This window comes from Nocardia goodfellowii, assembly GCF_017875645.1.
GTDB classification, from domain to species: Bacteria; Actinomycetota; Actinomycetes; order Mycobacteriales; family Mycobacteriaceae; genus Nocardia; species Nocardia goodfellowii.
On the sequence record NZ_JAGGMR010000001.1, the window covers coordinates 7,530,727 to 7,543,169 of the forward strand.

12 protein-coding genes are annotated in these 12,443 nt (G+C 69.0%); 4 read left to right on the forward strand and 8 right to left on the reverse strand.

Going from position 1 to position 12,443, the window contains the following annotated elements; translation table 11 throughout:
- Positions 1-55 precede the first annotated feature (55 nt).
- From BJ987_RS34890 to BJ987_RS34905, 4 genes are all read left to right on the forward strand, one after another.
- Positions 56-766 (forward strand): ESX secretion-associated protein EspG, encoded by a 711-nt coding sequence (locus BJ987_RS34890; protein ID WP_209897290.1) that lies wholly within the window; start codon positions 56-58, stop codon positions 764-766.
- Positions 767-839: 73 nt separating this feature from the next.
- Positions 840-1,214 carry a hypothetical protein gene (locus BJ987_RS34895; protein WP_209897291.1) on the forward strand — a complete coding sequence of 125 codons (375 nt, stop codon included), beginning with the start codon at positions 840-842 and terminating at the stop codon, positions 1,212-1,214.
- Positions 1,211-2,416, forward strand: a complete 1,206-nt coding sequence (locus BJ987_RS34900) for a hypothetical protein (RefSeq protein ID WP_209897292.1) — start codon at positions 1,211-1,213, stop codon at positions 2,414-2,416. The genes BJ987_RS34895 and BJ987_RS34900 overlap by 4 nt, the downstream gene beginning before the upstream one ends.
- Positions 2,417-2,425: 9 nt before the next feature.
- A complete protein-coding gene (locus BJ987_RS34905) occupies positions 2,426-2,749 on the forward strand; it encodes a hypothetical protein (RefSeq protein WP_209897293.1) in 324 nt (107 codons plus the stop codon).
- 54 nt (positions 2,750-2,803) lie between these two features.
- Here the strand turns inward: BJ987_RS34905 and proB are convergent, their stop codons facing one another.
- The 8 genes from proB to folC all read right to left on the reverse strand — a co-directional run bounded on the left by proB (position 2,804) and on the right by folC (position 12,432).
- Positions 2,804-3,919, reverse strand: a complete 1,116-nt coding sequence (gene proB, locus BJ987_RS34910; protein WP_209899611.1) for a glutamate 5-kinase — start codon at positions 3,917-3,919, stop codon at positions 2,804-2,806.
- A gap of 105 nt (positions 3,920-4,024) precedes the next feature.
- Positions 4,025-5,509 (reverse strand): GTPase ObgE, encoded by a 1,485-nt coding sequence (obgE, locus tag BJ987_RS34915; RefSeq protein ID WP_209897294.1) that lies wholly within the window; start codon positions 5,507-5,509, stop codon positions 4,025-4,027.
- A gap of 122 nt (positions 5,510-5,631) precedes the next feature.
- On the reverse strand, positions 5,632-5,898 hold the full coding sequence (rpmA, locus tag BJ987_RS34920; protein ID WP_209897295.1) for a 50S ribosomal protein L27: 267 nt from the start codon (positions 5,896-5,898) through the stop codon (positions 5,632-5,634).
- A gap of 22 nt (positions 5,899-5,920) precedes the next feature.
- Positions 5,921-6,232 carry a 50S ribosomal protein L21 gene (gene rplU, locus BJ987_RS34925; protein WP_209897296.1) on the reverse strand — a complete coding sequence of 104 codons (312 nt, stop codon included), beginning with the start codon at positions 6,230-6,232 and terminating at the stop codon, positions 5,921-5,923.
- A gap of 214 nt (positions 6,233-6,446) precedes the next feature.
- Complete coding sequence (locus tag BJ987_RS34930; RefSeq protein WP_209897297.1) at positions 6,447-9,656, reverse strand: translation initiation factor IF-2 N-terminal domain-containing protein; 3,210 nt, start codon at positions 9,654-9,656, stop codon at positions 6,447-6,449.
- Positions 9,657-10,173: 517 nt separating this feature from the next.
- Complete coding sequence (gene ndk, locus BJ987_RS34935; protein ID WP_209897298.1) at positions 10,174-10,590, reverse strand: nucleoside-diphosphate kinase; 417 nt, start codon at positions 10,588-10,590, stop codon at positions 10,174-10,176.
- A gap of 22 nt (positions 10,591-10,612) precedes the next feature.
- Positions 10,613-10,948: a DUF4233 domain-containing protein gene (locus BJ987_RS34940; protein ID WP_209899614.1), complete on the reverse strand. Its 336-nt coding sequence runs from the start codon at positions 10,946-10,948 to the stop codon at positions 10,613-10,615.
- Between the two features lie 74 nt (positions 10,949-11,022).
- Positions 11,023-12,432, reverse strand: a complete 1,410-nt coding sequence (gene folC, locus BJ987_RS34945; protein WP_443677981.1) for a bifunctional tetrahydrofolate synthase/dihydrofolate synthase — start codon at positions 12,430-12,432, stop codon at positions 11,023-11,025.
- Positions 12,433-12,443: the final 11 nt, after the last annotated feature.

Sequence of the window (12,443 nt, forward strand, 5' to 3'; positions counted from 1 at the left end):
GGTCACCCGTTATGCTGCCAGCAGTCATGCGGGGTTTGTGAGGAGTGATTCGGGCGTGGGTTGGATATTCACTCCGGACGAGTTCGCCCACCTGTGGCGCGAAACCGAACTGGATCGTCACCCCTACCCTTTGCGCATCCTGGAAACCCCGCGCACCGAGGACGCGGCGCACAAGCTGCGGCTGGAACTGAGCGAGCGATTACCGCTCGGCAGCGACCCGGACCTGACCGCGTGCCTGCGCATCCTCGCCGCGCCGCATACCCGGATCGTGGCCATCGGCGGCGGCCATACCCCCGGCACCGAGCTGCGACTGCTCGCGTGCGTGGTCTACGACCGCGCGGTGCTCGCCGTGCAGGAACCCGGCACCCGGCCGGACTTCGGTGGGCGCGTGAGTATTTCGATCGGGCGCAGCGACAAGCTCGGGGCCCGGATCGCGGCCCTGCTGCCCAAAGCTCCGGCGGGCCGGGAACCCTCCCGCACCGCGCCGGCCGAAGCCGTGCGAGACGCCGAGGCCGTCACGCCCCGACCCGGCGCGACCCCGATCCGCAGACTGCTGCTCAAACCCCATACCGCCGAAGGACATATCCGCATCGAGGCCAGGCTGGACCGGCCCGATCCCACCCCGCCCATCCACTACACCTGGATCGATGTGCGCGGCGACGGGCGCTATCTGATCAAAGCCGGCGACACCGTGCACATCGTGCCCGCCTCGGCCGAACAGCTCGCGAGCCAACTGCAAAAACGCATTCCGGCCCAGCAGCGCTGACCCGCTCGTTGCTTGGCTAACTGCCGGTGCTTGCGGTTAGTCTGGGTCGGACCGAGAGTTAGCAGGGGTGCGTATGACGATCGAGACCAGCCGAGCCGATATCGCCACGTTCCAGCAGCAGGCGGCCGCCGGCACCGTGAAATTCGATCCGGCGGCGGCGCGACGCTGCGCGGAAATGTATCAGCACGAGGCGGATCGGTTACTGCACCTCAAGCGCCGCCTGGCCGCGCTCGCCGAACTGCACGGCTTCGGCGGATTCGACTCGGCCCGCCAGCTACAGGCCGGTTTCGCCGCCAAATCCCGCGACGCCGCCGAACTATTGGACAACTACATCGAAGCCGCCTACGCCATGCAGGCCGCGTTCCTGACCAGCGCCGGACTTTACGAAGAAGCCGACGCCGCCAACGCCGCCGCCATGCGTGCCCTGGAAGCGAAGGTCCGAGCATGACCGGCAACGACCCGAACTACATCACCTCGATGGAACATTTCGAGTCCATGACGCACGACCAGATCTACGCCGGCACCCAGCAGATCGACGCCGCCGAGATCCTGCGCGCCTCGGTCACCTGGCTGGAAGCCGCCGGCACCCTGGCCACCTCGTTCCCGCTCACCCGCGCCAGCACCGACCGCGTCATGAACGCCATGGCCTGGGAGGGCGCCGCCGCCGACGCCGCCTATGCCAGCACCCGCAGCTTCGCCGCCTCGGTCGACGAACTGAGCGCGATCATGGGCCAGGTCGGCGCCCGCCTCGGCGGCCTGGCCGCGGCCGCCGAAGCCGTCAAACTCGCCGTCGTCCCGCCCGGCAGTTCCGGCCCGGTCGGCGCCATCGCGCGCCTGCTCGAGGCCGCCAACGTGATCAGCGCCCAGATGGCCCAGGAAGCCCTCCGCCAAGAGGCCGTCCTCGCCATGAACATGATCTACAAACCGGCCTACAGCCTGGCCGGCTCCGGCGTACCCGCCCTCCCCGAACCGCCCGCGATCCCCGGCATGCAGGACCAGCCGATCGTCACGCCCGCCGAACCGCAATACGTTCCCCCGCAAGACCTTCCACCCTCGGACACGATTCCGGGAACGCCGGAACCGGAAAGCCCGCAGCCGACACCGGAGACTCCGTCCACTCCGGAACCGACGCAGCCCGGCACTCCGGAGCCGACGCCGCCTTCCACTCCGGAGCCGACGCCGCCTTCCACCCCGGAGCCGACGCCACCGTCCACTCCCGAACCGACGCCACCGTCCACTCCCGAACCGACGCCACCGTCCACTCCCGAACCGACGCCGCCCTCCACACCGGAACCAGCACCACCGTCGACCCCGGACCCGCAGCCGACTACTCCGGAACCGGCACCCGCACCGCCGCCCAGCACCCCGCAGCCGGCACCCGCGCCCACCCCGGAACCGTCGACCCCGGCTCCCCCTGTACCAACAGCGGAACAAACCCCACCCCCACCCGCCACCCCCGAGCCGGAGCCCGGCCCGCCGAACCAAATCCCCGATTCTCAGCCCGGACCGCCGAACCAGATCCCCGACGCCGGCCAAGGCCCCGCCCTCCCGGATCCCGGCGGCCAGCCCGGCGTAACCGGCCCCATCCCCGAGGACCCCAACCAACCCACCCCCACCGCCAACCAACCAGGCCTGTTCCCCCCGAACTGAACCCGGCCGATGTCCTCGGATAGCACAGCAGAATCCCCGCTGGTCCGCGCGATCTTTCCGGACCTCGCAAGGGAACTGGTCGCCCTGCTGGAGGCCGAGGGGGAGCACGAACTCGCCTGCAGCGCACGAGATTTGCGCTTGGTCGGCACTTGCGGCTGCGGTACCGAGGGGTGCCGCAGCTTTCGTACCGGAGCGCACCCGGCCGGGCAGCCCTATGGCCCCGGCCATCGCACGATCAGCCTGTCGCCGGAGGTGGGCATGCTGATCCTCGATGTGGTCGACGACAAGATCATGTATGTCGAAGTGCTGGGCCCACCCGGTCCGCAACCCTGAACCGGGTATCGATGCGGCCGGGCGCTGGAGGCCCTCGACAGTCCTGAACGGCCCTCAGATACCGACGAGATCGTCGGCGTGAATTACCGGGCGGCGCATGGTTTCCGGGAGGTCGGTGGTGGAGCGGCCGAGCATGGTGGACAGTTCGGTGCTGTCGTATTCGACGACGCCGCGGGCTACGACGCGGTCGTCGGGGGCGATGAGGTCGACGACGTCGCCGCCCGAGAATTGGCCGCGGATACCGGTGATGCCCGCTGCCAGCAGGGAGCGGCGGCGTTCGGCTACCGCCTGCACCGCGCCGTCGTCCAGGACCAGCGCGCCGCGGCTGTCGGCGGCGTGCCGAACCCAGAATTTGCGGGCGGACAGGCGAACCGGGCGCGCGGCGAAGGCGGTGCCGACGGTGCCCGCGGTCAGGGCGAGATCCGCTTCGGCGGCCGCGGCCAGCAGTACCGGGACACCGGCGTCGGCGGCCAAACGCGCCGCGGAGAGTTTCGAGGCCATACCGCCGGTGCCCAAAGCTCCACCGCTACCGGCGATTACGCCGTCGAGGTCAGTGCTGTCGCGGACCTCGGGAATGAAATTGGCCGCACTCTTGCGAGGGTCGCCGTCGTAGAGACCTTCCACATCGGAGAGCAGTACCAGGGCGTCCGCGCCGACCAGGTGGGCGACCAGAGCGGCCAGCCGGTCATTGTCGCCGAAACGGATCTCTTCGGTGGCGACCGTGTCGTTTTCGTTCACCACCGCGACCGCGCCGAGCGAGCGCAGGCGGTCCAGAGTGCGCTGGGCGTTGCGGTGATGTTCCCGGCGGGAGAAATCGTCGGCGACGAGCAGAACCTGACCGACCGTACGGCCGTAGCGGGCGAAGGAGGTGCCCCAGGCGTGCGCCAATGCCAGCTGACCGACACTGGCCGCGGCTTGCTTGGTCGCGAGATCCCTTGGGCGGCTGGCCAATCCGAGCGGCGCGAGGCCCGCGCCGATGGCGCCGGAGGACACCACGACCACGTCGGAGCCCGCGCGCATGCGTGCCTCCACCGCGTCCGCGAGCCGATCCAGGCGCTCGGTGTCCAGCCCGCCCTGCAGACTGGTCAGCGCCGACGAACCGATCTTCACCACGACGCTGCGCGCCGAGGCGATCGCCTGCCGCGCCGCACTGAGTCCACCGGGCGACACCGCCGCGGAGAATTCCGAATTCACCTGCGTCACAATCGAACTCCCTCACCGCCACCGAACCCACGGCCACCCGGCCGGACCACGTCGTTCCGGCCGGGCTCCGAGCTACCGCTTCTTGCTCGCGTCCTGCTTGATCTCGTTGCCGTCCTCGTCCACCAGACCGCGGCGCACCCGCGAGGCGTGCTTGCGTTCGGCGGCACTGATCCGCTCGTCCTGCTCCAAGCGCAAGTCGGTGCCGCGACCGGTGGGCACCATGTCGACACCCGCGGAAATCGCCGGCTCCCACTCGAAGGTGACATCGCCGATGGTGACCGGCGCGCCCGGCTGGGCACCCTTCTTGACCAGCGCTTCCTCGACGCCGAGGCGGGCCAGCCGGTCGGCCAGGTAACCCACGGCCTCGTCGTTGTCGAACTGGGTCTGCTTGACCCACCGCTCGGGCTGCACGCCGCGCACGATGAAGGCGCCTTCCTCGTCCGGATCGGCGATGACGCTGAATCCGGACGCGTCGGTGGCGATCGGACGGATGACCGGACGCTTCGGCGCCGCCTTCGGATGCGCTTCGCGGTACTGGCGCACCATCTCGGCGAGCGCGAAGGTCAACGGCCGCAAGCCCTGATGGGTCACCGCGGAGATCTCGAAGACCGGCCAGCCACGAGCCGTGAATTCGGGGGTGACCATCTCGGCCAGCTCCTTGGCATCGGGCACGTCGGTCTTGTTCAGGATGACCACCCGCGGCCGGTCGGCCAGATCACCGAGACCGGTGTCGGCGGACAGCATCGACTTGTAGGCCGCCAGTTCGGCCTCCAGCGCGTCGACATCGGAGACCGGATCGCGACCCGGTTCCAGCGTCGCGCAGTCGACGACGTGCGCGAGCACCGCGCAGCGCTCCAGATGGCGCAGGAAGTCCAGCCCCAGCCCGCGTCCCTCGCTGGCGCCCGGAATCAGACCGGGCACATCGGCAATGACGAAGGTGGTGTCACCACTGGACACCACGCCCAGATTCGGCACCAGCGTGGTGAACGGATAATCGGCGATCTTCGGCTTGGCGGCCGACAGCACCGAGACGAGCGAGGACTTGCCCGCGGACGGGAAGCCGACCAGCCCGACATCGGCGAGCGACTTGAGCTCGAGGATCACATCGCCCTCGTCGCCGTCCTCACCGAGCAGCGCGAAACCGGGAGCCTTGCGCGCCTTGGAGGCGAGCGCCGCGTTGCCCAGACCACCCCGGCCGCCGCGAGCGGCGATGTATTGATTGCCCGCACCCACCAGATCGGCGAGCACTTCACCGTCGCGGCCCACCACGACCGTCCCGTCGGGGACCTTCAGCACCAGCGGTTCGCCACGCTTGCCGTCGCGGTTGCTGCCCTCGCCGGGTTTACCGTTGCCCGCCTTGGCGTGCGGGTGGAAGTGGAAATCCAGCAGGGTGTGCACGTTGGGATCGACCTCGAGGATCACATCTCCGCCGTTGCCGCCATTGCCACCGTCCGGACCGCCGAGCGGCATGAACTTCTCCCGGCGAACGGAAGAACACCCGTGTCCGCCCTTGCCCGCACTGACATGAAGTACGACACGGTCGATGAATTTGGACATACGCCGAATCATCCTCCTTCTGGCTGAGCGTCCTCGATGGGACAGGCGGGGTGGGAACACGAAAAGCGGGTCAGGGTTTGCGACCCTGACCCGCTTTCAGAAAGCTTGAAGCGATGCGGCGGTCAGGCCTGCACCGGCTCCGGGGTAACGATGTTGACGGTCTTGCGGCCACGCTTGGTGCCGAACTCGACCGCGCCCGCGGCGAGCGCGAACAGGGTGTCGTCACCGCCACGACCGACGTTCACGCCGGGGTGGAAGTGGGTGCCGCGCTGGCGAACCAGGATCTCGCCGGCGTTGACGGTCTGGCCGCCGAAGCGCTTGACGCCGAGGCGCTGGGCGTTGGAATCGCGACCGTTCCGGGAGCTGGACGCGCCCTTCTTGTGTGCCATAGCTGATTCTCCTCGGGATGTCTTACTTGATGCCGGTGACCTTGATGACCGTCAGCGGCTGACGGTGACCCTGGCGCTTGTGGTAGCCGGTCTTGTTCTTGAACTTGTGGATGCGGATCTTCGGGCCCTTGGTGTGCTCGACGACCTCAGCGGCCACAGAGACCTTGGCCAGCTTGTCGGCGTCGGTGGTCAGATCGGATCCGTCGACGACGAGGACCGGCGACAGCGCCACGGCGGAGCCGGGCTTGCCCTCGATCTTCTCCACCTTCACCAGGTCACCGACCGCGACCTTGTACTGCTTTCCGCCGGTCTTGACGATCGCGTACGTTGCCATCGGTCGGCTTCCTCCACTCGAATGATGTCTACTCGTGCTTGTTCACGTCGCAGGGTGCGACGCACACAATTTCTTGGCTGGTTGCTGCAAGGGGCGCGTTGGATGTCAAGTCTCGCGACTGCACGCGCATCGCCAGGCAGCGACCGACCTAGGTTACCAGACCCAGGGTGCGAGACCCAATTCGCGGGTCCCGCACCCAACTGGCAACCGTCGATCAGTCCTCGACGGGCGGACCCGCCGGGCGTCCTACCGCCCGCCGCCGCGGCTTGCGCTGCAGCAGCTCCGTGGGGACCGGTTCGGCCGCGAAGTCCACCACCGGTGCGGCGGGCTCTTCGGCACTGGACAGCACGAACACCGCGCCCGTGCTGTCGGCCGCCGGAGCGGCGGCCGAACGGGCCACTCGCCGCCTGCGGGCCGGACGTTCGGCCGGAGCCTCGGGCACACCATTGGCAACCGCACGATCGGCAGCGGGCCGGTCGGCCGGGGCGGCCGATTCCGCCGCGACTGATTCCGGCTCGGTCGATGCGGCCGGTTCCGGCTCGGCCGGTTCCGGCTCGGCCGGTTCCGGCTCGGCCAGGACCGGATCGGCGACAGTCACCTTCGCCACCGGCTCGGGCACTTCGTCCACCGGACCCGGCTCGTCTGCCGCGATCTCCTCGGCGAGCGTCGGCTCGTCGGCTTTCCGCTCGACCGGTGCGGCGGACTTGGCGGCCCGGTCGGACCGCGCCCGACGCCGTCCGCGGCCGACCCGTACCACCTCGTCGGCGGCGTCTTCCTCGGGCACGGCCACGACAGCCGCCGCGTCCTCATTCGAGTGCGGCGCGGTCTCGTGCGACTGCGCCTCCTCGTCGTGCTCACCGTGATGCGCGGCCATGGCCAACGCCACGGGGTGGGCCCGGCGGACCGCGATCTGCTCGGTCGACTCGACCTCTTCCTCCACCGGCGCGGCGGCGGACGGCGTGGCAGGCACCCCGGTCTTGTCCCGGCCCCGGCGGCGACGTGTACCCGATTCCTTGCGGCTCGCGCTGTCCTCGGACGACGCCCCGCTCTCCACCGGATAGTTGTGCACCACGATGCCGCGGCCATGGCAATGCTCACAGGTCGTGGAGAACGCCTCGACCAGACCGGTGCCCAGCTTCTTCCGCGTCATCTGGACCAGGCCCAGCGAAGTCACCTCGGACACCTGGTGCCGGGTGCGATCCCGGCCCAAAGCCTCGGTGAGCCGGCGCAGCACCAGATCCCGATTGGATTCCAGCACCATGTCGATGAAGTCGACGACGATCATGCCGCCGATATCGCGCAGCCGCATCTGGCGCACGATCTCCTCGGCCGCCTCCAGATTGTTGCGGGTGACCGTCTCCTCCAGATTGGAGCCGCCCGCACCGGTGAACTTGCCGGTGTTGACATCGACGACGGTCATCGCCTCGGTGCGGTCGATCACCAGGGTGCCGCCCGAGGGCAGCCACACCTTGCGATCCAGGGCCTTGGCCAGCTGCTCGTCGATGCGGTACGTCTCGAAGACATCCACACCGTTGTTCTCGTGCCGCTGCACGCGGTCGAGCATGTCCGGGGCGACGGTGCGGACGTAGTTCTCCACCGTCTTCCAGGACCGTTCGCCCTCGATGACCAGCTTGGAGAAATCCTCGTTGAACAGGTCACGCACGACCTTGACCAGGAGATCGGGCTCTTCGTACAGGGTCTTGGGGCCGTTGCTCTTGTCGGTGGCGGCCTTCTCGATGGTGCGCCAGGTGGCCTGCAGCCGTTCCACGTCGCGGGCCAGCTCGTCCTCGGCCACACCCTCGGACGCGGTGCGGATGATGACGCCGGCATCGGCGGGCACGATGTCGCGCAGGATCTCCTTGAGCCGCTTGCGCTCGGTGTCGGGCAGCTTGCGGCTGATCCCGGTCGACGTACCGCCCGGCACGTACACCAGGAAGCGACCGGCCAGACTGATCTGGGTGGTCAGGCGAGCGCCCTTGTGCCCCACCGGATCCTTGGACACCTGCACCAGCACCTGATCGCCGGGCTTGAGCGCCTGCTCGATCTTGCGTTCCTTGCCGCCGAGCCCCGCCAGATCCCAATTCACCTCACCGGCGTAGAGAACGCCGTTGCGGCCGCGGCCGATGTCGATGAACGCCGCCTCCATGGAGGGCAGCACGTTCTGCACCCTGCCGAGGTAGACATTGCCCACCATCGACGCGGACCCGGTGTTGGTGACGAAGTGCTCGACCAGGATGTCGTCTTCGAGGACGGCGACCTGGGTGGTGATCGGATGGTCGGAATTGCCGACACCGGTGAAGTGCTTCTCGCGCACCACCATCACCCGGTCCACCGCTTCGCGGCGGGCCAGGAATTCCGACTCGGTCAGGATCGGCGGGCGCCGGCGACCGGCTTCCCGGCCGTCGCGGCGGCGTTGACGCTTGGCCTCGAGCCGGGTGGACCCGGTGATGCCCTGCACCTCGTCGACGGTGGCGCGGCCGCGGCTCTTGTTCCGCGGCTCACGCTCGTGCACGACGGTGTTCGGCGGATCGTCCTCGGACACGGCTTCGTTCTCGCCGCCTTCGCCACCGACCTTGCGGCGGCGACGGCGCCGACGGCGGCGGGTCGAGCCCTCGCCGTTCGAATCATCGTCGTCGTTGTCGTTGTCGTCGTCGCCGGTCTCGGCGGCGTCGGTCGATTCGGCGGACTCGGCGTGGTGTTCGTCGTCGCCGGGCTCGTCGCCCTCGTTGTCGGCGTGCTGCTCACCGCGGCCCCGGCCACGGCCACGGCGGCCCCGGCGACGGCGGCGCGGCTGGTCGTCATCACCGGACTGGTCGGTGCTGTCCGACTCGTCCTCGGCGCTGGTGTCCTCGACCTCGTCGGCCTCGACCGGCGGCTCCTCGACGCGGCGTTCCTTTTCCTCGGCACGACGCGACCGGCGTTGCTTGCGCACCTGCTCGACCGCCGAAGCGTCCGGCGGCAGGAACAGCGGCGCGGCCACCGCGGCCGCGGCCTCGAACACCACCGGCTCGGCGACGTGCGGTTCTTCCCGGACGGGATGGGTGAACAGCTGCACCGAAGGCTGGTGGGCGGGTTCGGTGGAACCACTGCCCGGATGTGGCTCGCCGTGCTGCGATTCGGGCGCGGAGAACAGCAGCCCCGGCTGCGAGGCGGGCGTCGGCTCTTCGGGGGCCGCCGCCGCGACCTGGGTGTCGGGAGCCGGGTTCTCGGTCTCGGGTTCGGCCAGCGCGTCGCGCACGGACTCCGCGACCGCCCGGTCGACGTTCGACTGCGCACTGCGCGCGTCGGAACCCAACTCGGTGAGTTTGGCCAGGATGCGTTTGCTCGTCACTCCCAGCCGTTTGGCAAGTGCATGAACTCGGATTCGCTCCGGCAATTGATCGGCATCCTGTGATGTTGTTTCCAGCGGCTCTTGATCGGCCACGAAGTCTCCTCGGGCCCCCGGGCGCGTCCCTCCCGGTATGGAGTAACGCGGCCGACGCGGGGGCACTGTCCGTTCACCTCACACCGGTGGTGCGAGGTCCTGTGGTCTCGCCCCGCGTGTCCGGTTACCGCCAACGGTTCTCGTCGGTCGGGCTCACGGGTCACGCGGCGCCTGGCTGTTGGCTGAACTCCGCGGGGTGAGCGTCCATCCAGCATGCCGACGCGAACACCCCCGCCCCAACCGGGCGTGGACATCCGTGGCAGCGATGATCGGCATCGAACCGCGGTGTCATCCGGTTACCCGGCTCCGATAATTCGCGTACCTGCGCGAATAGTCGGCGCCTGTGGCAACCACTGCCAGTATCCCACACCGGGCACCGCTCGCTCGCCATCGGCGCACGACTAGACCTCGCCGGCGCTCGGTCGAATCGGGCCCCGGGGGCGCTGTGCCCGCGGTTCGCGCACAGACCTGTCGCGCCGATGGCGACCGTTCAGCGCACTCGATTATCCGAGCGCAATCAGGCCGGGAACTCCGGGAACCACAGGGCGATCTCGCGTTTGGCGGACTCGGGGGAATCGGAACCGTGCACCAGGTTGTACTGGGTCTCCAGGCCGAAGTCACCACGGATGCTGCCGGGGACGGCCTTCTCTACGGGATCGGTGCCGCCGGCGATCTGACGGAACGCGGCGATGGCGCGCGGTCCCTCCAGGATGGCCGCGACTACCGGGCCGGACGTGATGAACTCGATCAGCGAGCCGAAGAACGGCTTCTCCGCGTGTTCGGCGTAATGCGCCTTGGCTACCTCGTCGGACACGTTCTTCTGCTCGAGCGCCACGATCTTGAGGCCCTTGCGCTCGATACGGGCGAGTATCTCACCGGTCAAGCCGCGCGAAACGCCGTCCGGCTTGATGAGTACCAACGTCTGTTCAGTCACCGCGACAGCATAGAGGGGGCCGCTATCGCTGGGTGCGCTGGCTCGGCAGCAAACCCGCGTCCATGCGGCGGCGCACGTCGTTGCGCAGGATGACGATGAATCCCCACACCACCGAGAACAGCACGCCGATGACGCCGATGGACGGGTGGAAGAACACCCCCAGCAGAACCACTACCTGCAAACTCAGGTTGAACGCCAGCGCCCAGGACCGGCGCTGCAGGCCCGCGCCGAGGATCATCAGCAGCGCCAGCGCCACGCAGTAGGTGCCCGACACCCAGGTCACTCCGCCCGCTACCGCCCCCAGCACGGGCAGGGCCAGCAGTACCACGATGGCTTCGAGGATCAGCGTGCCCGCCATGACACCGCGGAAGCCCTTCCACGGATCGGTGGCGGGGGCGGGCACGGCTTGTTCTTCACTCACTGCCAACACCTTTACGCTGGATTCTTTCCGAACAGGGAGCGGGCCGCGCCCGCCGTGACCACCGAACCGGTCACCACGACCCCCGCGCCGGACACCATCTCCCCCGCTTCGCTCGCTTCCTCGGCCAGCGCGATGGCGGTCTCGAGCGCGTCGGGCAGGGTGTCGGCGGTGACGACGCGTTCATCACCGAAACGCTGCACCGCGAGGTTGGCGAGACTGTCGACATCGAGGGCGCGCGGCGACCCGTTGGTGGTGACGACGATTTCGTCGACCACCGGTTCCAGCGCTTCCAGGATGCCGGCGGCGTCCTTGTCGGCGAGCACGGCGACGACGCCGACCAGCTTGCGGAAGTCGAACTCCGCGGTGAGCGTGGCGGCGAGCGCCTTCGCGCCGTGCGGGTTGTGCGCGGCATCGATGAAGATGGTCGGCGCGCTGCGCATGCGCTCCATCCGGCCGGGGCTGGCGACACTCGCGAATCCGGATCGGATCGCCTCGATGTCGAGCCGACGATCCTTGCCCGCGCCGAAGAACGCTTCCACCGCGGCGAGCGCGAGCGACGCGTTGCGCGCTTGATGCTCACCGTGCAGCGGCAGGAAGATCTCGTCGTAGACACCGCCGAGGCCCTGCAGTTCGAGTTGCTGTCCGCCGACGGCGATCTGACGGGCCAGCACCCGGAATTCCGCGCCCTCGCGGGCGACCGCCGCGTCGACCTCGACGGCGCGGCGCAGCAGCACCTCCATCGCCTCCGGTTCCTGCTCGGCGATCACCGCGACGGTGTCGTGCGGGATCAGCAGGTCGTCCGGCGCGCGCTTGATGATGCCCGCCTTCTCCCCGGCGATACTGGCGAGGTCGGGGCCGAGGTAGTCGGTGTGGTCCAGCCCGATCGGGGTGATCACGGCGACCTGGCCGTCGATCACATTGGTGGCGTCCCAGGTGCCGCCCAACCCCGTTTCCACCACGGCGACGTCGACGGGCGCCTCGGCGAAGGCGGCGAACGCCATGCCGGTGAGCACCTCGAACTTGCTCATCTTCGGGCCGCCCGCATCCGCGGACTGCTTGTCGATCATCTCGATGTAGGGCTGGAGTTCGCGGAAGGTCTCGACGTAGCGGGCGGGGGTGATCGGCGCGTTGTCGATGCTGATCCGCTCGGTCGCCAGTTGCAGATGCGGGCTGACGATGCGGCCGGTGCGCCGGTGCAGCGCGGTGAGCAGGGCGTCGATCATCCGGGTGACCGAGGTCTTGCCGTTGGTGCCCGCGACGTGGATGGCCGGATAGCTCTGCTGCGGCGAGCCGAGCAGGTCCATCAGGGTGGCGATGCGGGTGAGCGACGGCTCGATCTTGGTTTCCGGCCAGCGCTGGTCGAGTTCGGCCTCCACCAACGCCATTTCGGCCAGATCCACCGGTGAGGGGCCGGCGCTCAGCCGCGCCTCGG